Source organism: Novosphingobium sp. FG90 (genome assembly GCF_057808725.1).
In genome coordinates this window covers 22494-45815 of record NZ_JBMDIO010000032.1, presented here as the reverse complement: position 1 = coordinate 45815, position 23322 = coordinate 22494, and the positions used below count along the sequence as shown (strand labels likewise).

The 23322-nt window shown below is 65.8% G+C and carries 18 protein-coding genes and 1 tRNA gene; 8 read left to right on the top strand and 11 right to left on the bottom strand.

Annotated elements, in window-relative coordinates; translation table 11 throughout:
* The first annotated feature begins 50 nt into the window (after window positions 1-50).
* Complete coding sequence (locus tag ACODRZ_RS21200) at window positions 51-473, top strand: baeRF12 domain-containing protein (RefSeq protein ID WP_488972407.1); 423 nt, start codon at window positions 51-53, stop codon at window positions 471-473.
* 170 nt (window positions 474-643) lie between these two features.
* Window positions 644-916 carry an FAD assembly factor SdhE gene (locus ACODRZ_RS21195; RefSeq protein WP_488972406.1) on the top strand — a complete coding sequence of 91 codons (273 nt, stop codon included), beginning with the start codon at window positions 644-646 and terminating at the stop codon, window positions 914-916.
* A gap of 10 nt (window positions 917-926) precedes the next feature.
* Here the strand turns inward: ACODRZ_RS21195 and ACODRZ_RS21190 are convergent, their stop codons facing one another.
* Window positions 927-1652 carry a glucose 1-dehydrogenase gene (locus ACODRZ_RS21190; protein ID WP_488972405.1) on the bottom strand — a complete coding sequence of 242 codons (726 nt, stop codon included), beginning with the start codon at window positions 1650-1652 and terminating at the stop codon, window positions 927-929.
* A 184-nt stretch (window positions 1653-1836) separates the two neighbouring features.
* On the opposite strand from ACODRZ_RS21190, the gene mfd reads away from it, so the two are divergent.
* Window positions 1837-5313 (top strand): transcription-repair coupling factor, encoded by a 3477-nt coding sequence (gene mfd / locus ACODRZ_RS21185; protein ID WP_488972404.1) that lies wholly within the window; start codon window positions 1837-1839, stop codon window positions 5311-5313.
* 359 nt (window positions 5314-5672) lie between these two features.
* Here mfd and ACODRZ_RS21180 read toward each other — a convergent pair whose 3' ends face one another.
* The gene (locus tag ACODRZ_RS21180; RefSeq protein WP_488972403.1) at window positions 5673-7025 is read right to left on the bottom strand and encodes an EAL domain-containing protein; all 1353 of its coding nucleotides are present in this window, start codon (window positions 7023-7025) and stop codon (window positions 5673-5675) included.
* Between the two features lie 83 nt (window positions 7026-7108).
* Here ACODRZ_RS21180 and ACODRZ_RS21175 point away from each other — a divergent pair, with 83 nt between their 5' ends.
* Together ACODRZ_RS21175 and ACODRZ_RS21170 are read left to right on the top strand one after the other, a co-directional pair.
* Window positions 7109-7891 (top strand): NAD kinase, encoded by a 783-nt coding sequence (locus tag ACODRZ_RS21175; RefSeq protein ID WP_488972402.1) that lies wholly within the window; start codon window positions 7109-7111, stop codon window positions 7889-7891.
* A 109-nt stretch (window positions 7892-8000) separates the two neighbouring features.
* A tRNA-Asn gene (locus ACODRZ_RS21170) sits at window positions 8001-8075 on the top strand.
* 75 nt (window positions 8076-8150) lie between these two features.
* On the opposite strand, the gene ACODRZ_RS21165 is transcribed toward ACODRZ_RS21170, so the two are convergent.
* A complete protein-coding gene (locus ACODRZ_RS21165) occupies window positions 8151-9161 on the bottom strand; it encodes a 2-hydroxyacid dehydrogenase (RefSeq protein WP_488972401.1) in 1011 nt (336 codons plus the stop codon).
* Between the two features lie 107 nt (window positions 9162-9268).
* On the opposite strand from ACODRZ_RS21165, the gene ACODRZ_RS21160 reads away from it, so the two are divergent.
* Together ACODRZ_RS21160 and ACODRZ_RS21155 are read left to right on the top strand one after the other, a co-directional pair.
* The gene (locus ACODRZ_RS21160) at window positions 9269-10588 is read left to right on the top strand and encodes a M20/M25/M40 family metallo-hydrolase (RefSeq protein ID WP_488972400.1); all 1320 of its coding nucleotides are present in this window, start codon (window positions 9269-9271) and stop codon (window positions 10586-10588) included.
* Window positions 10589-10678: 90 nt separating this feature from the next.
* Window positions 10679-11797 carry a GGDEF domain-containing protein gene (locus ACODRZ_RS21155; protein ID WP_488972399.1) on the top strand — a complete coding sequence of 373 codons (1119 nt, stop codon included), beginning with the start codon at window positions 10679-10681 and terminating at the stop codon, window positions 11795-11797.
* Window positions 11798-11801: 4 nt separating this feature from the next.
* Here the strand turns inward: ACODRZ_RS21155 and ACODRZ_RS21150 are convergent, their stop codons facing one another.
* The 8 genes from ACODRZ_RS21150 to ACODRZ_RS21115 all read right to left on the bottom strand — a co-directional run bounded on the left by ACODRZ_RS21150 (window position 11802) and on the right by ACODRZ_RS21115 (window position 21583).
* Complete coding sequence (locus tag ACODRZ_RS21150; protein WP_488972398.1) at window positions 11802-13145, bottom strand: PepSY-associated TM helix domain-containing protein; 1344 nt, start codon at window positions 13143-13145, stop codon at window positions 11802-11804.
* Entirely contained in the window at window positions 13142-13723 is a 582-nt protein-coding gene (locus tag ACODRZ_RS21145) for a hypothetical protein (RefSeq protein WP_488972397.1), read from the bottom strand. The genes ACODRZ_RS21150 and ACODRZ_RS21145 overlap by 4 nt, the downstream gene beginning before the upstream one ends.
* A gap of 187 nt (window positions 13724-13910) precedes the next feature.
* Window positions 13911-16643: an autotransporter family protein gene (locus tag ACODRZ_RS21140; RefSeq protein ID WP_488972396.1), complete on the bottom strand. Its 2733-nt coding sequence runs from the start codon at window positions 16641-16643 to the stop codon at window positions 13911-13913.
* Window positions 16644-16877: 234 nt separating this feature from the next.
* Window positions 16878-19616 (bottom strand): preprotein translocase subunit SecA, encoded by a 2739-nt coding sequence (gene secA, locus ACODRZ_RS21135; protein ID WP_488972395.1) that lies wholly within the window; start codon window positions 19614-19616, stop codon window positions 16878-16880.
* 117 nt (window positions 19617-19733) lie between these two features.
* Window positions 19734-20009, bottom strand: coding sequence for a hypothetical protein (locus ACODRZ_RS21130; protein ID WP_488972394.1), 276 nt, complete (start codon window positions 20007-20009; stop codon window positions 19734-19736).
* Between the two features lie 189 nt (window positions 20010-20198).
* Window positions 20199-20897, bottom strand: a complete 699-nt coding sequence (locus tag ACODRZ_RS21125) for a polyamine aminopropyltransferase (protein ID WP_488972418.1) — start codon at window positions 20895-20897, stop codon at window positions 20199-20201.
* 89 nt (window positions 20898-20986) lie between these two features.
* A complete protein-coding gene (locus tag ACODRZ_RS21120; RefSeq protein WP_488972417.1) occupies window positions 20987-21301 on the bottom strand; it encodes a DUF6481 family protein in 315 nt (104 codons plus the stop codon).
* Window positions 21302-21376: 75 nt separating this feature from the next.
* A complete protein-coding gene (locus tag ACODRZ_RS21115; RefSeq protein WP_488972393.1) occupies window positions 21377-21583 on the bottom strand; it encodes a cold-shock protein in 207 nt (68 codons plus the stop codon).
* Between the two features lie 511 nt (window positions 21584-22094).
* On the opposite strand from ACODRZ_RS21115, the gene argJ reads away from it, so the two are divergent.
* Window positions 22095-23321 (top strand): bifunctional glutamate N-acetyltransferase/amino-acid acetyltransferase ArgJ, encoded by a 1227-nt coding sequence (gene argJ / locus ACODRZ_RS21110; RefSeq protein WP_488972392.1) that lies wholly within the window; start codon window positions 22095-22097, stop codon window positions 23319-23321.
* The last annotated feature ends 1 nt before the right edge of the window (window position 23322 follow it).

Genomic DNA, 23322 nt, shown 5'->3' with positions numbered 1-23322 from the left:
TTGTCCGTCATCGTGCGGTTGGCTCCCCTGTAACAATGAAGGAGAAGCCCATGCTCTTGCCGAACGGAACCGTGTTCGCGATCGTCGACGGAGAGAACTTCGAACTCTATCGCAACACGGGGGCGGAAGCCGAACCCCGACTGGCGGCGATGGACGTACCCGAACTGGAGGCCACCAACTTCAGCGCCGGCGCCCGCCGCCTCGACGGCCCCACCCGCCATCAGGCCCGCACCGGCGACGGCAGCAACGACGCGCTCGACGAAAGCGCGCATGTCGCGGCAGTCACCGGGTGGCTGAACAGCCAGGTGCTCTCGCACGAGATCGACCAGTTGGTCGTCGTCGCCGATCCGCGCTCGCTGGGCGAGATGCGCAGGCATTACCACAAGCAGCTCAAGGACGTGCTGGTGGCCGAGGTGCCAAAGAACCTTGCTGGGCGCCCCGCGCAGGAGATCACCCGCATCCTTCACGGCTGATCCTTGATCGAGGGGGCTTCGACGGGCCGTGCCTGACCCTTCGACAAGCTCAGGGTGAGCGGAGGTAAGTATAAACTTCCCTATTCCGCTCAGGCTGAGCTTGTCGAAGCCCCCTCCGCTTCGCACTACAGGAGTTGCCGAGCCGGACGCCGCATTGTAACGGCGCGGGCATGACCGAACTCTCACCTCGCCTCGCCCGCCTCAAGTTCCGCGCTTGGCATCGCGGCACACGCGAGGCGGACTATATGATCGGCTGCTTCTTCGACCGCTTCCACGCGGAATGGTCTGACGAGGAAATCACCCTGTTCGAGACGATCATCGAAGAGGAAGACGTCGACATCATGGGCTGGGCGCTCGGCACGATGTCCGTGCCTGAGGAATATCGCGGCCCAATGATCGAGCGGATGATGAAGCTCGATTACGTCGAGATACCCAGAGACTGAACGGGCGCGACTAGAGACCGCCCAGCAGGTGCCCGCCATCGACCGGGATCACCACTCCGGTCATGTAGCGCGAGGCATCCGAGCACAGCAGCGTGAGCGGCCCGTCGAGATCCTCGAAATTACCGAAGCGCCGCTGCGGAATGCGCTTGGACATCGCCTCGCCCAACTTGCTGGAGAGGAAATCTCGGTTCATGTCCGTGGCGAAATAGCCCGGCGCCAGTGCATTCACGCGGATACCATATCGCGCCAGTTCCAGCGCCATCTGTTTGGTCATCTGCACCACGCCCGCCTTGCTCATCGCATAGACCGCCAGTTGTCCGCCCTGCGCGAGCCCGAGGATCGAGGCGATGTTGACGATTGCCCCTCCTTCTCCTCGATCGCGCATGCGCCTCGCGACTTCGGTGGCCACGAGAAAGGCGCCGCGCAGGTTCGCGCTCATGATGTGGTCGTAGTCCTCCACCGTCGCATCGAGCACCGGCTGGGCGCTGGATACGCCCGCGTTGTTGACCAGCACGTCGATGGGGCCGGCCTGCTGGACGGCCTCGCGGATGCTGGCAGGGTCGGTGACGTCGAGGGATACGCAGGTGGCATCGCCGATCTCGGCGGCCAGTTCCTCCAGCGCATCCATGCGCCGGGCCGCGAGCACGACATGGGCACCGGCGGCGCTCAGGACTTGCGCGAAGTGGCGGCCGAGGCCGCTCGAAGCGCCGGTTATCAGTACGCGCTTGCCTTGCATTGCTTTCTCCTCTCGTCGTCCCGGACTTGATCCGGGACCGCTGGCGGTGAACCGCCCACCTCATCGGCGCGCGCAGCAAGCTCCTACCTAAAGACCGCCGGCGGTCCCGGATCAAGTCCGGGACGACGCGGGAAGACGATTGTATTTCCGCGCGGCCCCGCATATCCCGCCAGTCACCCCTGTCATGACTGATTTCTCCCGCATCATCACGGCCTCGGCGCCGTTGACCCTCGCTTCGGTCACTCGCGGTTCGCAGCCGCTGGTCATGGCCGACCTTGCCCGCGCCATTGCTCCGAAAGGCCGCGCCGTCTTCGTCGCGGACAACGACCAGGCGATGAGCGCCGTCGCCAGCGCCGCGCAGTTCTTCGCGCCCGAACTGGAGGTCATCGAATTCCCCGCGTGGGACTGCCTGCCCTACGACCGCGCCAGCCCCGCGCTTTCGGTCAGTGCCCGCCGCCTTGCCGCGCTCCATGCGTTGCAGCTGAAGCGGCAGGGACCGCAGCTTCTCGTCACCACCACCAATGCCCTGCTCCAGCGCGTGCTCACCCCGTTCCGAATCCGCGAATCGGTGCGCCTGCTCAAGCCCGGCATGGAGATCGGCCACGAAAGCCTGATCGGCCTGCTGCGCCGCCAGGGTTACCAGCGCACCGACACCGCGATCGACGCGGGCGAGTTCGCGGTGCGCGGCTCGATCTTCGACATCGTGCCGAGCGGCCTCGAAGGCGGCCTTCGCCTCGATTTCTTCGGAGACGAGCTGGAAACGCTGCGCCTGTTCGACACCGGCACCCAGCGCTCCAGCGGCACCGTGCCCGACCACCTGCTGCTGCCCGCCAGCGAAGCGCTGATGGACGAGGACACCGTCAAGCGCTTCCGCACCCGCTACCGCGAGATGTTCGGCGCCAACGCCACGGCCGACCCGCTCTATCAGGCCGTAAGTGACGGCCGCAGGCTTGCGGGCATGGAGCACTGGCTGCCGCTGTTCGAGGACCGGTTGGTCACCCTGTTCGACCACCTCGGCCCCGACGACCTGATCGTGATGGACACCGCCGCGATCGGTGCCGTGGACGAGCGCGTCACCGACATCGCGGACTACCACAAGGCCCGCCTCGAAACCTCGGGCCAGAAGGCCGGCTCCTACCGCCCGCTGGCGACCGATTCGCTCTATCTCGGCAAGGACGAGCTGGACGAACTGATCGCCGCTCACCCGGTCCACCGCGCCGATCCCTTCGCCCAGCCGGAAAGCGGCAAGGTGATCGACTTCGGCTTCGGCAACGCACGCGATTTCGCTCCCGAACGCGCGCGCGGCGACAATGCCTATGAGGCCGCCGCCAAGCACCTTCACGCCATAGCCAAGTCGGGCCGCAAGGCGATCCTGGCCGCCTACTCGCCCGGCAGCCGCGCCCGCCTCGTCTCGATCCTCGGCGAAGCGAAAGGCCCCGAGCCGCGCGTCGCCGAGACATGGCAGGAAGCGCTGGGCCTTGCCGTGCAGGGACGCTCCGCCGCGCTGGTGCTGCCGCTGGAAACCGGCTTCTCCAATGATTCGGTCGAGGTCATCACCGAGCAGGACATCCTTGGCGACCGCCTTGTCCGCCGGAAGAAAAAGAAGAAGGATTCCGACGCCTTCCTCGCCGAACTGGCGGCGCTGACGCCGGGCGATCTCGTCGTCCACATGGACCACGGCATCGGCAAGTACGAAGGCCTGCAGTCGATCCCGGTCGGCAAGAGCCCGCACGACTGCGTGATGCTGACCTACTCCGGCGGCGACAAGCTCTATATCCCGGTCGAGAACCTCGACGTCCTCTCGCGCTACGGCAGCGAGGCGGAAGGCGTCGCGCTCGACAAACTGGGCGGCGAGGCATGGCAGAAGCGCCGCGCCCGCCTGAAGGAACGTATCCGCGAGATTGCGGGCGAGTTGATGAAGACCGCCGCCGAACGCGCGCTGCGCGAGGCGCCCGCGCTCGTCGCCGAGGAATCGAGCTTTAACCAGTTCGTCGACCGCTTCCCTTGGGCTGAAACCGAAGATCAGGAAGCCGCCATCGCCGATACGCTGGAAGACCTCTCCAGCGGCAGGCCGATGGACCGCCTCGTCTGCGGCGACGTCGGCTTCGGCAAGACCGAAGTGGCCCTGCGCGCCGCCTTCGTCGCGGCGATGGCGGGCCAGCAGGTCGCTGTCGTCGCGCCGACCACACTGCTGGCGCGCCAGCACTTCTCCGGCTTCGCGGACCGGTTCGCGGGCTTCCCGCTCAACGTCGGCCGCCTCTCGCGCCTCGTGCCCGAAAAGGAAGCCAAGGCCACCCGCGACGGGCTGGCCGACGGCACGATGGACGTGGTCTGCGGCACGCACGCGATCCTCTCCAAGACGGTCAGCTTCAAGCGCCTCGGCCTCGTCATCGTCGATGAGGAACAGCGTTTCGGCGTGAACCACAAGGAGAAGCTGAAGCAGCTGCGCGCCGACGTGCATGTGCTCACGCTCACCGCCACGCCGATCCCTCGCACCCTGCAGATGGCGATGAGCGGCCTGCGCGAACTCTCCACCATCCAGACCCCGCCGGTCGATCGCCTCGCGGTGCGCACCTACGTGATGGAATGGGACGAGATGGTGATGCGCGAGGCCCTGCTGCGCGAACACCACCGCGGCGGCCAGAGCTTCATCGTCGTCCCCCGCATCTCCGACATGCCTGAGATCGAGGACTGGCTGCACAAGAACGTGCCCGAGGTGAAGTACATCTCCGCCCATGGCCAGATGTCGGCGGGCGACGTGGAAGAGCGCATGAGCGCCTTCTACGAAGGCAAGTACGAGGTGCTGCTCTCCACCACGATCGTGGAAAGCGGCATCGACATCCCGCGCGCCAATACGATCATCATCCACCGCGCCGACCGCTTCGGCCTTGCCCAGCTTTACCAGCTGCGCGGGCGCGTGGGCCGATCCAAGCTGCGCGCCTATGCCTACCTTACGACGCCCGCCGACCGCGCTCTGTCCGAAGTGGCCGAAAAGCGCCTCAAGGTGCTGGGCGATCTCGATTCGCTGGGCGCGGGCTTCCAGCTGGCCAGCCACGACCTCGACATTCGCGGCGCAGGCAATCTGCTGGGTGACGAGCAATCCGGCCATATCCGCGAAGTCGGCTTCGAACTCTACCAGTCGATGCTGGAAGACGCGATCCTTGCCGCGCGCGCCGGCGGCGTCGGGCTGGAGAAGGACACGTCGGGCCTGTCCCCGCAGATCACCGTCGAAGCGCCGATCATGATCCCGGAAGACTACGTGCCGGACCTCGCCGTCCGCATGGCCCTCTACCGCCGCCTGAACGACGCGGATTCGCGCGCCGAGATCGAATCGCTCTCGGCCGAGATGATCGACCGCTTCGGTCCCCTGCCCCAGCCGACTGCGAACCTCGTGCAGCTTATCCAGATCAAGCGGCAGGCGATCGAGGCGCACATCGCCAAGATCGACGTCGGCCCGCGCGGTACTTTGGTCAGCTTCCACAACGATAGCTTCCCGAACCCGGCTGGGTTGATCGCCTATGCGGAGCGGCTGAACGGCGCGGTGAAGCTGCGGCCGGACAACAAGCTGGTGCTGCAGCGTGCCTGGGGCGATCCGAAGAGCAGGCTCAACGGGTTGCTGCAATTGACCAAGGGGTTGAGTGCGGTGGCGCGGAAGGGGTGATTTACGCAGGGGTTTACCACCCCTGCACTCCGTATACCGTCGAGGTAGCGCGCGCAGGAGCGTTGTGCTCTCACTGCGATGTTTCGAAGAGATACCCTGCGGCGCTTTTTGGCACTTCGTCACCCTGAACTTGTTTCAGGGTCCATTAGGCAGCTTTGGCTGGAAGGTAGTGCCGCAGACCTGCCCCCTCGGTTTGCTTGCGCCACGGCAGAGCTACACGGCCCGATGGACCCTGAAACAAGTTCAGGGTGACGAGGAAAATTGTGGAAAGGAAGCGCCGCAGGCCATAAATCAGGCGGTAATGCGCACCCCATGTCGCTGCACGCACAACGCCGACAGGTTTTGGGGGTGCAGGGGGGCTATGCTCCCCTGCTTTTGTCCTTCTTCCCTTCAGCCCGGGCCAGCTTGGCAAACATCGCCGCACTCATGGGCTGCGCGCGCAGGAACCCCTGGAAGTACGCGCAACCCTCGCGCGCCGCGACTTCGCGCTGGCCTTCTTCCTCGATTCCCTCGGCGATCACTTCGAGATCCAGCGCCTTCGCCATCGCCACGATCGCGCGCAGCACGGCCACGTCGCGGCGGTCGGTGGTCACGCCGTCGATCATCGAGCGGTCGAGCTTGAGGTAGTGGATCGGCAACACCTTGAGGTAGCGGAAGTTGCAGAACCCCGCCCCGAAGTCGTCCAGCGCGATGCGGATGCCTTGCGCCGAGAATTCCGCCATCGTCTGCGCGACCATCTCGATGTCGGCGATGAGGGCCTGTTCGGTGATCTCGAGCGTCAGCTGCCGCAGCGGGAAGCCGGTTTCTCGGATCAGCTCGAACATCTGCCGGGTGTAACTGGCAAAGGCGAGGTCTGCGGGCGTCACGTTGATCGATAGCCGCAGCTGGCCGGGCCAGTCGCGCGCGGCCCACATCGCCTTGCGCGCGATGTGGCGCGAGAGCGGGCCGATGTGGTCGGCGCGCTCGGCGATGGCGAACAGCGCGCCGGCGCCAATGCGACCGAGTTCCGGGTGGTTCCAGCGGGCGAGCGCCTCGGCGCCGGTCAGGCGGTCGTCGGCGAGGTTGAACTGGGGCTGGAACAGCACTTCGATCTCGTCGCGATCGATGGCGACGAGGAGGTCGGCTTCCAGCTGCTGCGCCGAGCGACCGGGCGGAGTCACCTCACCGTCCGCCCAGGCGAGCCGGGTGCCAGCCTGCTCATAGGCCTCGCCCAGTGCGTGACCGAGACGGTCGAGCATCGATTCGACGCTCTCGCCAGTCAGCGCACGGATCAGCGCGACGCGGGGGGAAAGGCGCAGCATGCCGGTGCTGACCGGGATTGGCCGCGCGATCATGTCGGCCAGCTGGTCCGCCACCAGTTGCCAGCGCTCGCGGCTGCAGGCCTCGTTGGCGACGAGGAGGAAGCTGCCGCCCCCTGCCCGCGCCAGCAGCCACGGGCCGTCGAGTTCCTGCTCCGCGAAGTGACCGATGCGCGCGGCGACTTCCTCCAGCGCGCCGTCCCCGGCCGCCTCGCCATAAGCCATGTTGATCGCGTCGAGGCGGCGCAGGCTGAGCAGCATGGCGTGGACGTGTGCCATGTGCGGCATAAGCGCCGGGTCTTCGCGCCACGCGGCGACGCGATCGTGGACCGCATCGAGCCCGGGAATGCCGGACAGGCGGTCCTCGATCCGCTTCGCAGGATTGCGGACTTTATCGTACAGTTTTACGCCCATCACGCCGCCATAACCCAAACCCCTTGCAAAACCCTTCAAAATTCGCGAGCCCCGGTCCCGGAATGGGACCTTCGGAAAACGTGATGGGTAACGACGCGAAACTGGCGCTCATCGTTTCGGACAGCGCCAAGGCGCAGGCCGGAGCGAAAGCGCTCCACGATTCCCATCCATGGGTATCGCCGCAGGAAGCGGACGTGCTGGTCGTGCTGGGCGGCGACGGCTTCCTGCTCCACGTCCTGCACGAATTGCTGGACCATGATTCGATCAAGCCCGTCTACGGGATGAACCTGGGCACCATCGGCTTCCTGATGAACGGCCCACTGGAAGACGGCGAGACCATCGCCCGGCGCGTGGCGGAATCGCATCCGGTTCCGGTGCGTCCCTTGTGCATGAATGCCGTCACGCAGGATGGGCAACGCTTCAGCTATTACGCCTTCAACGAAGTCTCCCTGCTGCGCGAGACTCGCCAGACGGCCAAGCTGGAGATCCGCATAAACGGCCGCGTGCGCATGGAGGAACTGGCGGGCGACGGTATCCTGCTCGCGACGCCGGTGGGCTCCACTGCCTACAACCTGTCGGCGCATGGCCCGATCCTGCCGCTCGGATCGCGCATGGTGGCGATGACCCCGCTCAACCCCTTCCGCCCGCGCCGCTGGAAAGGTGCCATCCTGCCAGAAAGCGCCGAAGTCGAATTCCGCATTCTCGAGCCCGGCAAACGCCCCGTCGCAGCGGTGGCGGACCACAAGGAAGTGCGCGACGTCGCCATCGTGCGCATCGGCGCCACGGCCGAGAAGGAACTGACACTGCTGTTCGATCCCGGCTTCACGCTGGAAGAACGCATCTTCGCCGAGCAATTCCAGGTCTGAGGAAGAAATTTCGAAAATCGATCAGATTTTCTGCATCACGGGGTTGCCAAGGCTGAGGAAGCTGTTATTGGCGCACCCCTGCCCGGCGGTGGTAACACTGACAGGCTGCTCCCCGATAGCTCAGCGGTAGAGCATTCGACTGTTAATCGAATGGCCGTAGGTTCGAATCCTACTCGGGGAGCCAACTTTCTTCCGCTCCGGATCACGATCCCGGGATCATATCGGCCCACCGGCCCCGAGCGGACATTCCCTAGAAACATCAGACCCTTGCCACCGCAGGCTCGATTCTATTCGCCAGCGGACGATCGGCAGCGAAGTCGCTTACGCTCTGCAGCGTGGTACGCGCGATCGCGTCCAGCGCTTCTTCGGTCAGGAAGGCCTGGTGGCCGGTCATGAGCACATTGGGGAACGTCAGCAGACGCTGCAGCAAGTCGTCGTCGACGATCTCGCTGGAAAGGTCGTCGAAGAAGACGCCCGCCTCCTGCTCGTAGACGTCGAGGGCCACACCGCCCACCCGCCGCTGCTTCAGCGCCTCGATCAGTGCGGCCGTATCGATCAGCGCGCCGCGACTGGTGTTGACGACGACGAGCCCTGATCGGGCGGCTGCCAGCGCCGCAGCATCGATCAGATGGTACGTATCCGGGGTCAGCGGGCAGTGCAGCGTGACGATTTCCGATTCGCGCAGCAACTCGTCACGCTGGACGTAGCGCACGCCGATCTCGATCAGCCCTTCGTCCTCCACCGGGTCGCTCGCCAGCACCTCGCATCCGAATCCGGCCCTGAGCGTGCGGGCCACCAGCGCACCGATCTGGCCGGTGCCGACGACGCCTGCCACCCGCCCGTGGAGGTTGCGACCGACCAGCCCGTCGAGGGCGAAATTGTTCTCCCGCACTCGCGACCAGGCGCGATGGATCTTGCGGTCGAGCGACAGCAGCAGACCCACGGTGAACTCCGCTACCGCGTGCGGCGAGTAGGCGGGAACCCGCACAACCGCGATACCGAGTTGTCCGGCGGCGACCAGATCGACGTTGTTGTAACCGGCACAGCGCAGCGCCAGCAGGCGCACGCCCATCCGGGCAAGCACCTCCAGGACGGCACGATCGGCGATGTCGTTGACGAAGACGCAGACGGCCTCGTGGCCTTCGGCCAGCCGCGCAGTCGAAAGCGTCAGCGGCGCATCGAGAAACTGAATATCGAACCCGTAGTCCGCGTTGGCGGCGGAAAGGAACGTGCGGTCGTAACTGCGGGTGCCATAGACTGCGATGCGCATCGTTCGACCTCGCCTTGATGAAGGTGGGACGATGCCCGCCGCCGCAGGGCCTGTCTACTCACGACCGTGAGCCTTGCGCCGGCCCGCGTCCCGGCTATCGTGTCGCGATGCCTCGTTCCTCCCTCGCAGTCCTGCCCGCATTGCTTCCTCTGGCGATCGCCGCCACGCCCGCCCAGGCCGCCCTCTCGGCGCCGGAGAAGAAGATCGTGGCCGCGGCCGATGCAGGCACGCAAAGCGACATCGTCCTGCTCGAGAAGCTGGTCGCCCAGAACAGCGGCACCCGCAACCTGGAGGGCGTGCGCAAGGTCAACGCCATGGTCGCACCGGAATTTGCCGCGCTGGGTTTCGAGACCCGCTGGGTGCCGATGGATGCGGTGAACCGTGCCGGGCACCTCGTGGCGACCCACAAGGGCAGGCCCGGCACCACGCGGATGCTGCTGATCGGCCATCTCGACACCGTGTTCGAGCCAAGCTCTCCATTCCAGACCGCCCGGCGCGAAGGCAACATGCTGCACGGCCCCGGCGCGGCGGACGACAAGGGCGGCGTCGTCGTCATGCTGGCTGCGCTCAAGGCGATGAAGGCGGCGGGCACACTGGCCGGTGCGAACATCGAAGTGGTCCTGACCGGCGACGAGGAAGCGGCGGGAGAGCCCGTCAGCCTTGCCCGCGCCGATCTGATCGCGGCGGGCAAGCGCGCCGACGTCGCGCTCGACTTCGAGGGGCTGGTGATCGTCGACGGGCAGGACTTCGGCTCGGTCGCCAGACGCTCGGCGGGAGACTACACGATCATCGCCAGCGGCATCACCGCGCATTCGAGCGGCATATTCTCGCCCGAGGCAGGCGACGGCGCCGTCTATGAACTCGCCCGCATCATCAACGCCTTCCGCGAAGAGCTGCCCGAGCCCAACCTGACCTTCAACATCGGGCTCGTCGGAGGCGGCGCCACGGCGGCGCTCAGTGCGGACGAGGCGGAAGTGCGGGCGACCGGCAAGACCAACATCATTCCCCCGATAGCCATCGCCAAGGGCGACTACCGCGCGCTGACGCCCGAGCAGGTCGAGCGGGTGAAAGCGAAAATGCAGGCGATCGTTGCCCGCCACCTGCCCCGCACACAGGCCACCATCCGCTTCAAGGACGGCTATCCGCCGATGGCTCCGACGCCCGGCAACCAGAGGCTGCTGGACCGCCTCAATGCGGTAAATGCCGATCTCGGGCTCAAGGTCATGCCCGCGCTCGACCCGCTGAAACGCGGCGCTGGCGACATCAGTTTCGTTGCGCGGTACGTCGATGGCCTCGCTGGGCTCGGCCCGTCGAGCAGCGGCGACCATACGCCGGAGGAGCGCGTCGACCTTTCCAGCTTTCCCCGCCAGATCAAGCGCGCGGCGCTGCTGATGACCCGCTTGAGCCGTGAGCCTGCGCGGCGCTGATCACCCCAAGCATGACACCCTGCTTCGTGACCTGCGCTACCGTGAATTAACCATTTGCGCCCAGGCGGCCCCGGCCATAAGGGGCCGCGAATGAGCCTTCCGGACGTCGATACGCTGCGCCTTTGCAGCATCCTGGCCTCGATGGCGTTCGGCATCGTGTTCACGGTGCTGTTCCTGCGCGCCCGCAGCGAGCGTCACTTCCTGTGCTGGGGCATGTCCTCGCTGCTCTACAGTGGCGCGATCCTCACCTTCGCGTTCACGCCGCCGGGCAAGCCGGTTGTCGTCACCCTGCTCTATGCAGTGCTTGGAGTGACCAACGTGCTGCCGGTGGCGGGCGCGCGGCTTCTGGAGGGACGCAGTGCTTTCGCCAGGTGGATGATCATTCCCATAGCCAGCGCGGCCATCGGGCATGGCCTGCCGCTGCTGCTGGGAGCTTCGCGGCTTATCCAGCCTGATGGCATCTGGCAGACGGCAGACGATGCGCTCGGGCTGTCGATCTCGATGGGACTTTCGGGCTTCGTTCTCGCTTTCACGGGTAACGCAGGAGAATCTTCGGGGCGACGGATGGCGGGGCTTTCGATGCTGGCATACCTGCCCGGCTACGCCCTGTCGGTCATCGCGACGATCTGGACGACGCCCGGCGGAGAATGGGTTGCCCTGCTCGCCATGCTTTCGGACCAGATCCTGCTGGGCGTGCTCAACCTGGGGCTGCTGGCGATCCCGGTCGAACTGGTCCAGAACAGACTGCGGAACGCGGCCCTGCGCGACGTATTGACGGGCGTGTGGAACCGCGCGGGGCTGGAACATGTCGCCCCGGATTTCCTGATCACGGGAGCGGGGATCGTCGCGCTCGATGTCGATCATTTCAAGTCGATCAACGACCGCTTCGGCCACGCCGCCGGAGACGAGGTACTGGCGACGATCGGTCAGGAAGCGCGGCAACTCGCCGCGAAATCTTCCGGCCAGGTGATCCGCCATGGCGGCGACGAGTTCCTGGTGCTGCTGCCGCCCTCTCAGGATGCAGATGCTTTCGCCCTGGCACTCAAGACGCATCTTGCGGACCACGGCGCCGGATCGGGCTGGGGCGTCAGTATCGGCATCGCACACGTCGCCGCCGGGGATACGACGCTGGACGATGCCGTGAAGCGAGCCGATGCCGCGCTCTATCAGGCCAAGGCCGCACGGCTGCCATTCGTGCCGGTGATCTGAAGGCTCAGGCCAGCGCCAGCCCTCCGGCGCCAAGGCAGGAAGCGACCAGAGCAAGCTGAAGCACGCGCCGGAAGCGCGACGGTGCGAATGGCGCGAAGGCCGCCGCCAGCACCAGCGCCGATCCGATCCAGAAGATCGCCGCGAACGGCGCGCCGTTGCCGATGGCGAAGCGCACCGCCAGCGTCAGCGCCAGCACGGCGGGGCTTCCCCAGACAACCGCATCCCAGGCCTTGAGCAGGCCCGGTTCTTCATGGCCGCGCCGCCGCCGCTTGCCGAGCCAGATGTAGGTGCCGGTAGCGCAGATCGCCGTCAGCGCCGTGCCGAACAGGATATAGGCCAGCTTTACCGGCAGCCCGCCGAAGTTGCCGAAGTGCAGCCGATAGTTCGACGCCGCCGCCTGCTGCCCCAGTTCTCCATCCGCCAGCCCGGCCACGCCGAGGAAGTGTCCGCCCGCATCGAAGCGGTAAGTCTCGCCAAAGATCAGCCGCCGTGCATGAAGCGCGGAGACCTGTATCTCCTGCCCGCGCGTCAGCGGATCGTGCAATGTCACGTAAGTGATCGTCGCTTCCGGATAATGGCGCGCCATGTAGTCGAGCGCCGCCGCCACGTTCGGTGCCGGAGCGGGGCGCTTGTCGGGCTTGCCTTCCTCGCCGAACAGGGGCTCGTAGACAGCCTCGACATTGCCGCCATGGTCGAGCGAGGCGATGGCATAGGCCGTGATCGAACCGAGGCCGATCACCGCACCGGTCAGCGCCACCGCAACCGTGAAGGGCAGCGACCATACGCTCATCCGGTTATGCCAGTCCGCCAGCCCGAGCCCGGTCTGGTTGCGCGCCCGCAGCAGGAAGGCATCGCGGAAGATGCGCGGATGCGCGATGACCCCGCTGAGCGCCAGCGCCAGCATCATCACGCCCAGGATGCCGACGATCGAGATGCCCACCAGCGCGGGCAGGTTCAGCGTGTAGTGAAGCTCGACCAGGAAATCCGACCAGCCGATCTCCTCGGCATTGGCAAGGCGCCCGTCAGCTTCGACATGGGTGGCGCGGGTATCGGTGGTAATGGTCGTGCGCGGCAGTTCCTCAACCGGCATGTGGACGTAGAGGTGCGTGGTGGTCGGCCCGCCTTGCTCCGCCTTCAGCGCAGCCTCGACACCGCGCTGTACGGCAGCGGGCGCGATGGCGGTCATCTCCGGCGCCCTCGCCTGTTCGACCCGCTGGAGTTCGGCATAGAACACTGCGATCGTCCCGGTCAGGCTGACGATATAGAGCAGCGCGCCCGCCACCAGGCCGATGGCGGCGTGGGCCGAAAGCGCGCGCTTGACGGTCGAAGGTTCGGGAGCGGTCGTCATGAAAGCAGTCCAGCGGCCAGTGCAGGCCATGTCGGGAGGCTGGAAATGGCCAACACCTTGATCTGCCCGCTCCGCGCGGGCTGCATCAGCGCTGCATAGGCGATCAGCATCCACGCCAGAGGCACTGCGAAAAAGGCCAGCGCCAGCCCATTGGCCGTGCTCCAGCCCAGCAGGCGCCCCAGCGCCGCCAGCGCCAGTGCCACGCCGACCGAGGGCAATGCGGATACGAGGCCGACGAGCAGGAACGTCAGGAACCGTCCGCCGATACGCAGCGGCTCCCCGCCTTCGGGAAGCATCCCCGCGCGGCGGTTGGACGCGGTTGCCTTCGCGGGCACGGAAGCGAACCCGGCGTAGGCCAGCAGCACGAAGGCTGCCCCCATCGCCCAGAGCGCGGCAACCGACGTGCCCCATGCCCCCGCGGCGATGCAGCCAACTATTGCCGAGCCCAGCAACAGCGCCCAGCCAAGCGCGTTCAAGGGCATGGAGCGTCGGCTTCGCGCCCATGCGAGCCGCAAGGTCACGACACCGGCCACGCCCGCCGCCGAGGCCATCGCCAGGAAAACATCGCCGCTGGTCACCGCTGGCTGCCCGGGCAGAAGAATCGAAAAGCGCGCATCAGGTCCCCTATCTCTTACAGGGGAACTAATGCGAGCAATTTTCAATAGCAAGGTAACGTGCTTCGCGAACCCTCAACTACGATGGTCAGGCGAAAGAGGGGCGCGGCATTTGCCGCACCCCTCTCCTCCGCCAATCGCAAACTGCCAATCAGAACTTGATCGAGACACCGGCCGTTGCGCGGTCGGTATGGTAGTCGCCCTGTCGGACGATCGCATATTCGATACGCATCTTGATGCCGTTGGTCACCTTGATGCCCAGCTGGCCGCCGGCCTCGAATGAGTCCTTGTCAGCGCCGACGCTCGACACCAGCCAGTCGGCGGCGCCCAGTTCGGCAGTGCGCACGGCGGTCGCGTCCTTGAGTTCGTGGCGCCAGTTGCCGAACAGCCCGGCCTCGACCGGATTGCCGACGCCGATCGCCAGTTCCGCACCCAGCTTGGTGCGCGCGCTCGTCCACTTCTCGCCGGGCATGGTGAGACCAACGACCGCGGAGCCGGTTTCGGACACCGAACCGGCCTTGCTGCGCGCGATCTCGATCCCCGCGACCGGCCGGATCACCGAACGATTGCCGAGCTTCACATCCACCTTGGCTTCGAGGGCGGCGGTCAGCGTCCTGATCTTGTAGCTGTCAGCCACTCTCAGGTTGCCGGTGGTCAGGCCGACGTTGCGGACCGTGTCCAGGCTCGCCTCGTTGTAGCCTACCACGAGGCCGAGCGAGAGCGCGCCGAAACGATGCGCGCCATACGCGAAGGCGGACCATGTCTTGATGTCCGCCGAACTGCCGACGTCGCTGAACATGTCACCATCGGTATAGCTGCCACCGATACCGATCCGGGTGCCGTCGATGTTGACGGCGTTTACGCCCGCGATCACGCCGTGGGACTTGCGATCATAGCCGTAGGCAATGCCGTCCTCGCCCACTTCGGTCGACTGGCCGATATAGCGGCCCCATGCGGTCGGGCCCTTGCGGGTCGATTCGACGCCGCAGCCGTCGTCGGTGCCCTGCGGCGCCGGGTCGGTGAACTGCCCGGGCGCCTGCACGGCGGGCGAGCAGCCCCAGGGTTCCTGCGCGGCGCTCAGCGCGGTCTGGCTGATATCGCGTGCAGAGTTCAGCGCCATCTGCATGGTATCGGCATGGATCTCGCCGCTGATCTGCGAGAAGGCGTAGCCCAGTTCTTCGCCATCGTAGCCGTAAAGGCCGCTGAACAACGGGTAGTATGTGCCGCTGCGCGCACCTGCCGCCGGACGGACCCCGTCGAGCCCGGCCGCCGCCCATACCGCGTTGCGCTTCCATCCCGCGCCTGCGCCGAAGGTGGCGAAGCTGGCCGGGGTCACCGCCGCCAGCACTTGCGTTGGGCGATAGATCACGTCGAAGCGCGTGTTAGCGGCAAGTCCCGAACTCGGCTGCGTCACCGAATCGAAGGCTCCCGAGCCGACTGCGCCGCCGTCCACGATCACGAAAGTATCGCCCACCACCGGGGTGAAGGTGTTGTTCCCGCCGGTGATCCCGCGCAAGGTCGGCGCGAGGATGCCGTTGGGCTGGAACGTCGCCCCGGTGGTCAGCGCAAGGCGATCGTAAGTGCCCGCGCCGCCCGCCGCGTTGTAAGTGCGGCCGTCGATCTCGACCTCGAACGTGGCGTCGTCGGCAAGGGTCACGTCGCCCGCCGCCACGATCAGCGTGCCGGGGCTGTTGCCCGGGGCCAGCGTACCGCCGGAGTTGACCGTGACGTCGGCCACGATCGTGCCGCTGCCGCCCAGCCGCGCGCCGTCGTTGATGGTCACGCTCGCGGCCGAAAGCGCGGAGTTGACCAGCAGTGCGCCGCCATCGACCACGAAGCCTTCGTTGAGGGTGCTGATCGCGCTCGACAGGGTCAGGGCGCCCGCGCCGGTCTTGGTCATGCCGCCCACGCCGGTCAGGCCGCCGCTCAGCCCCACGTCGAAGCCGTTGCTGTCGATCGTGCCGCCCTGGCTCTGGACCGTGAACGCGGTGGCCACGTCACCGCCGGAGGCGAACTGGAGCGTGCCGCCCACGAAGTTCGGATTGACGTCGCCGTCGTTCACCTCCTGCGTCGTGTAGAACGCCTTGGCGAGATCGATGTCGGGAATGTCGCCGCCGATCGGGATCAGCACGTCGGAACCGCGCGTCAGGTCGGTCGCGGGGTCGAAGTCGACGTTCGCGTTGGCAGTGGGAATGGCGTTGCCGAAGCCGTCGACGTAGACATAGCCCGAGTGCGCGCCATACGGGCAGTCGAGCGCCACGAAGAGCAGGTCGTAGTCATGCCCCGCGACCATGTCGATGTCCTCGACCTTCCAGTCGCTCGTCACGTAGCGCCCGGCCTGGCGGAAGATCGTCGTGTTCTGCGCGGTATAGGCGCTGTAGGCGATGTTGTTGATGACCTTGCCGGTCGTCTTGTCCACCACCTTGATGATGAACGAGGGACTGTCGGTCGCTCCGTGCGACGGCTCGAGTATCGCATTCCAGGCGTAGTAGAGTTTGTTGCCGGTGTAGTTGGCGACCGACTGCGAGAGCGCGGTGACGCCGTAGTTGGGGCTCATGTCGTTGAGCCGGATCGCGTGGTTGCCCGCGAAGACGGTCGGCATGCCGGTGAACGGATCGAGGTCGCCCGCATTGGTGATCGTGTAGGAATTGGGCGCGCCGGACCAGGTCGAGTCCGCAGGCGGCCACTGCGCCGTGCTGGTCCAGGTGCCCCCGGTGAGGACCCAGCCGGTGGTGTCGCCGCTCTCGAACCCCGGGTTGACGACTGTTTGCCCCAGGGCCGGCGCCGCCAGCGCCAGCGAAGCCGCGAGCGCCATGGCGCTGACGCCCATGCGCGCACGGATCGGGTTCACGGCAAACGTGTTGAGTGTCGCACTACCAAACATGATGTCCCCCTCATGACGAAGCAAAGATGCCTCAGACAGAGGGACTAACTCACGCAAAGTCAGGGGAATAGTAATCAACCCTGTCAGGAAAATTACAAGGCTGGTTATCTTATTAACAGAGAGACTTTTACTTATGCATACTTAGATACATTCAAAATCCCAAGTTTCTGGAACACATACCAAAAAGGCGCCGCCGGGATACGGCAACGCCTTTTCGAACAATCTGCGCTGCGATCAGACCAGAGCGCCGTGGCAGTGCTTGTACTTGTTGCCGGAACCGCAGGGGCACGGCGCATTGCGGCTGATCTGGAGATCGACCCAGGGGTTACCCTCGACAGGGGCACCCGCAGCGACGCCTTCCGGGCTGCCCGCGAGATTCCCGAACAACTGCGCCATCTGCGCCGAACCGTCGCCGTCCGCCGAATTGTCGAAGCCGGTGAACGGGTCGATGTGGCCGGTCAGGAAGTCGGGCAGTTCCGGAAGCTGCGTCTGCTCGGGCATGCGCAGTTCGCTGACCGAGATGATGCGCGTCACGTCCTCGCGGATGCCGTCGAGCATGCGCTCGAACAGGCCGAAGGCTTCCTGCTTGTACTCGTTGATCGGCTGCTTCTGGGCATAGGCGCGCAGGAACACCACCTGACGCAGCGCGTCGAGCGTGGCGAGGTGCTCCTTCCAGTAGTGGTCGAGCCGGTCGAGCAGGATCGACTTCTCGACCTGGCGCCAGATTGCCGGGTCGTCCTGGCTCATCTTCGCGGCCATGTGGGCATCGGCCAGCTCGGTGATGCGCTGTTCGATGTCCTCGGGCTCGAGGCCGTCCTCCTCGATCCACGCCTCGATCGGGGCGTCGATGGCGAGGATGTCCTGCACCTTCTCCTTGAGGCCGGCGACGTTCCAGTGCTCGGGGTAGGAACCGGCGGGGCAGGCATCGGCGACGAGCGAGTTGATGGTGTCGTGGCGCATGTCGACGACGACGTCGTCCACCGCCTCGGCGTCCATGATGTCCGAGCGCTGCTCGTAGATCACCTTGCGCTGGTCGTTCATCACGTCGTCGTATTCGACGACCTGCTTGCGGACTTCGTAGTTGCGCGCCTCGACCTTCTTCTGCGCCGTCTCGATCGCCTTCGACAGCCACTTGGAGCCGATCGCCTCGCCGTCGGCCAGATTGCTGTTCATCATCTTGGAGAACAGCGTGTCGGGGCCGAAGATGCGCAGCAGGTCGTCTTCGAGGCAGAGGTAGAACTTCGACAGGCCCGGATCGCCCTGACGGCCCGAACGACCGCGCAGCTGGTTGTCGATGCGGCGGCTTTCGTGGCGCTCGGTGCCGATGACGCAGAGGCCGCCCGCCGCGAGGACGAGGCGCTTCTGCTCGCCGACTTCCGCCTTGATCTTCGCGATCGCCGCGTCGCGCTCAGGCCCTTCGGGCATGTCGCGCAGCTCGTCCTCGACGCGGAATTCCACGTTGCCGCCGAGCTGAATGTCGGTGCCGCGACCGGCCATGTTGGTGGCGATCGTCACCGCGCCGAGCGAACCCGCCTGCGCGACGATATGCGCTTCCATCTCGTGAAAACGCGCGTTCAGGACCGAGTGCTTGACGCCTTCCTTGTTCAAGAAGTCGGACAGCAGTTCCGACTTCTCGATCGACACGGTGCCGACGAGCACCGGCTGGCCGGTCTCATACTTCTCGCGGATCAGCTTGGCGATGGCAGCGAACTTGTCGAGCGTGTTCTTGTAGAACTCGTCCTCCTCGTCCACGCGCTGCACCGGCACGTTGGTCGGGATGGTGACGACGTTCATCTTGTAGATGTCGTAGAATTCCGGCGCCTCGGTCGCGGCGGTGCCGGTCATGCCCGAAAGCTTGGGGTACATGCGGAAGTAGTTCTGGAAGGTGATCGAGGCGAGCGTCTGGTTCTCGGGCTCGATCTTGACGCCTTCCTTGGCCTCGACCGCCTGATGCAGGCCGTTCGACCAGCGGCGACCGTCCATCATGCGGCCGGTGAACTCGTCGATGATGACGACCTTCTCGTCCTTGACGATGTAGTCGGTGTCGCGCTTGAACATCATCACGGCCTTGAGGGCCTGGTCGAGATGATGGACGACCTGCGTGTTCTCGACGTCGTAAAGGTTCGAGCCTTCGAGCAGCCCTGCGGCCTCGAGCATCCGCTCGGCCTTCTCGACGCCGTCTTCGGTGAGGCTGATGTTCTTGGTCTTCTCGTCAGCCTCGTAGTCTTCGGGCTGAAGCTGCTTCACGATCGCGTCGACCTGGACGTAAAGCTCGCTCTTGTCGTCGGTCGGGCCGGAGATGATCAGCGGGGTGCGCGCCTCGTCGATCAGGATCGAGTCAACCTCATCAACGATCGCGAAGTTAAAGGGGCGCTGCACCATCTGGCTGCGCTCGTGCTTCATGTTGTCGCGCAGGTAATCGAAGCCGAATTCGTTATTGGTGCCGTAAGTAATGTCGGCGCCGTAGGCCTCGCGGCGTTCCCACTCGTTGAGGTTGGGCACGATCACGCCGACGGTCAGGCCGAGGAAGCCGTGCAGCTTCTCCATCTGCTCGGCGTCGCGGCGGGCGAGGTAGTCGTTGACGGTGACGACGTGGACGCCCTTGCCCTCGAGCGCGTTCAGGTAGGTCGGCGCGGTCGCCACGAGGGTCTTGCCCTCACCCGTGCGCATTTCCGCGATCTCGCCGCGGTGGAGCACCATGCCGCCGATCATCTGCACGTCGAAATGGCGCATGCCGTACACGCGCTTCGAGGCTTCCCGCACGGTGGCGTAGGCTTCGGGGAGAATGTCGTCGAGCGTGGAGCCGTTCGCGAGCATCTCGCGGAACTTGGGGGTCTGCGCGGCGAGTTCCTCGTCGCTCATGGCCTCCAGCGTCGGCTCGAAGGCGGCGATCTGGGCGACGATCTTGTCGAGCGACTTGACGTAACGCTCGTTGGACGAGCCGAAGATGGACTTGACGAGTGCGCCGAACATGGCGGTGAACCCCTGTTTTTTCGTGAACTGGATATGATCGGTATGCGCGCTTCACGGCGACACGGCCGGGCGCGGGAATAAGCTCGCGGAAGGTGCGAAAGTTGCCGCGGTGCGCGCTTACTGGCGCGCGCGGTCTATCCCGGTAAGCACGGCCGGCACGGCGACCGGCGCGAAGGCGACCGGCTGCAACGGCGCATGAAGGCGTGTATTGCGCAGGCCCGGCTCGGGCAAGCGCGCAAGGGCGACGGGCGCGCGAGGCGCCTTGGCGGCGACCTCGCGCGCGGCCAGCACCTGCACCGCCGACACCTGCGACGCGCACGCCTCGGCCGGGCCGACGTGGGCGGCAAGCCCGGTCAGAAGAGCGAGCAGGGTCAGGATCAGGCGATGGGCCATCGGAAGGTCAGATAGGGTTGATGACGGGATGTGTCCACATGCGTTTGCGATGAAAGGGCATTGCGGCGGGAAACGGTGTCACCTTGCGCCACGCCGCCGGGGACTTCGACAAGCTCAGGCTGAGCGGGGTCGAGAGGTTTGCACTACCCCGCTCAGCCTGAGCTCGTCGAAGCCCGCACGCCGAAGCCCTCAGGCCTTGCGGGCAAACAGGATCACATGTTCCAGCGCATCGCTGCCCACGGTATCGCCGGTCATCGCCTCGACCGGCACGACCTCGACCGCGAAACCGGCTTCCGCCAGCAGCGCGGCGAAAGCGGCGTCCGGCGTGGCGGACCAGATCGCGAGGATGCCGCCGGGACGCAGGGCGCGCATCGCGGCATCCAGTCCTTCGCGGGCATAGAGCCAGTCGTTGATGCGCCGGGTCAGCCCTTCCGGGCCGTTATCGACGTCGAGCAGCACCGCATCGTAGACGCCGCGCGCCGAAGCGATGAGGATCGCCACGTCATCCTGGACCAGTTGCACGCGCGGATCGTCGAGGCAGTCGCCGGTGTAGACGCGCATCGGGCCGAGCGCCCAGTCGATGATCTGCGGCACGATCTCGGCCACGGTCACTTCGGCGTCGCCCCCCAACACGGCCAGAGCCGCACGCAAGGTGAAGCCCATGCCGTAGCCGCCTATCAGCCATTGCGGCTCGGCGCACTCCCCGAGCCGGTCGCGGGTCATCGTCGCGAGCGCCTCTTCCGACGCATAAAGGTCAGTGCTCATGAGTTCGTGGTGATCGAGAAGGATGACGAACTCGCCCTCGCTGCGCACGAGGCGCAGGCGATCGCCATTCGGCACTTGGGCGACGTCGATCAGTTCGTCGCCTTCCTCAAGCTGGAGGCTCACAGGCCGCGAACCGGGACGCGGAGCGGTTCCGGAAACCGGACGCCCGAAAACCGGATGGTCCTCCGCAGGCGCGGCGGCCTTTTTCGGGATCACTTACGGCGCGCTTTGCGCGCCGCGTAGCGGGCGTCGCGGGCGGCCTTGCGCTCTTTCTCGGTGGTTTCGGGCCTTGGGGCGTTGGCGATGGCCAGCGCGGCCTTTTCCTCGGCCTCCCGCTCACGCCGTTCCTTGATTGCCTGGCGTTTTTCGGCCTGAGCCTTTTCGCGCGCTTCAGCCTTGGCGATGCGCTCGGCCTGGACGGCGGGGTCTATGGGGGCCTGGGCCTTGAGCCTTGCGAGCGCCTTCGCACGCGCTTCGGCTGCGGCGTTACGGCGGGCGTCGAAGCCCGGTTCCTTGTATGCTGCCATTACCTGTTTCTTGTTCTCGTTTTCAGAAGTCAGGCGGGCAGACCGGAAATGCCGGACGCCCGCCTGCCACATGGCTCAGGCGACCTGGAGGTTCACTGCCGAAGTCTTGCCCCGGCGATCGGTTTCCAGTTCGTAGGACACGCGCTGATCACGGTCGAGCGTGCGCAGACCGGCGCGTTCGACGGCCGAGATGTGCACGAAAGCATCGTCGCCGCCGCTTTCGGGCGCAATGAAGCCATAGCCCTTGTCGGCGTTGAAGAACTTCACAGTTCCGGTGATCATGATCTTATTCCTTATCCGCATCGTCTACGGCCTCGAACCCGCGTGGTACGAGCCGCGCCTCCGGGCGCCACTGAGGAAAAGGGAGTGCGATTGAAACGCCCAACATTCCACCTGGGCGACATCAGCGGCGGCGCTGTAGCAGTGTTGGCGCAGCCTGTCACTGTTCACGCGAATTCGGGCCGCAGTTGCTTCTTTCCTACAGGCGAGAGGAAGCGGTACTTTCCGGGCGATGGACCTCCTTGCCCGCCTCTTCCCGCGCCTCGCTTTGCCCGCGTCCCGCAAGGTGACACATCGCGGCTGCAAGGTGACAGGTGCAACGCACAAGGTGACAGGTTCGCCGTGCAAGGTGACACCTTGCCTGCAAAATGTGTCACCTTATACCCCGCAAGGTGACACATTTCGGGCCAAGGTGACACCTTGTTCCCTCTGGACCGTGTCAACCGTGTAAACCCTGTCACCTTGCGCGCTCAACCACCCTTGACCTGCAACGTCCACGCGCTAGGCACCGGCCATGGCCTACCCCGTCTCCCCGCTCGCCTCGCCCTTCCCCGCCCTGCCCGAGATCGCGGGCGTCACCCCGCATGTCGTGCGCGCCGGATACAAGGACTGGGGCCGCTGCGACCTCACTTACGTCACGCTCGAGGAAGGCACCGCCGTCGCGGGTGTGTTCACGAAGAACGTATGCTGTTCCTCCGAGGTCGATCTCGGCCGAGAGAACGTGAAGCTCGGCCGTGCCCGCGCGCTGGTGGTGAATGCGGGCAATTCCAATGCCTTCACCGGCTATCGCGGGCGCGAGGCGGTGGAGCAGATCATGGAGCAGGTCGCCGCGCACATCGGCTGTCCGAAGGAGCAGGTCTTCGTTTCCTCGACCGGCGTGATCGGCGTGCCGCTGCCCAAGGACAAGGCGCGCGAGGGCGTGGAAAAGGCCCTCACTGCGCAGCCCTGCAGCTGGGAAGACGCGGCGAACACCATCGCCACCACCGATACGTTCGCGAAAGGCGCAACGGCTACCGCCATGGTCGGCGATACGAAGGTCACGATCAGCGCCATCATCAAGGGCTCCGGCATGATCGCGCCCGACATGGCGACGATGCTGGGGTACCTGTTCACCGACGCCGCCGTGGAGCCGGGCTTCCTCCAGGCCTGCCTCTCCGCCGCGAACCTGCGCACGTTCTCGTGCATCACCGTCGATTCGGACACCTCGACCAGCGACACCGTGCTGGCCTTCGCCACCGGCAAGGCAGGCAATGGGCCGATAACCGGCTTCGACAGCCCCGGTGCCCACGCCTTCGCCGCCGCGATCCATGACGTCTGCCGCCAGCTCGCCCACCTCGTCGTGCGTGACGGCGAAGGCGCGCAGAAGTTCATCGCCGTCTCGGTCTCGGGCGCCGTGTCGGATGAAAGCGCACGCAAAGTCGGCATGGCGATCGCAAACTCGCCGCTGGTCAAGACCGCAATCGCCGGAGAGGACGCCAACTGGGGCCGCGTCGTCATGGCCGTGGGCAAGGCGGGCGAGCCCGCCGACCGTGACAAGGTCTCGATCGGCTTCGGCGGCACCTGGGCCGCGCAGCAGGGGCTGCCGCTGGCGGACTACGACGAGGCCCCCGTCGCCGCGCATCTCAAGGGTCAGGACATCTCGATCGAGGTCGATCTCGGCCTCGGCGAAGGCACCGCGACCGTGTGGACCTGCGACCTGACGCACGGCTACATCTCGATCAACGCGGACTACCGGAGCTGAC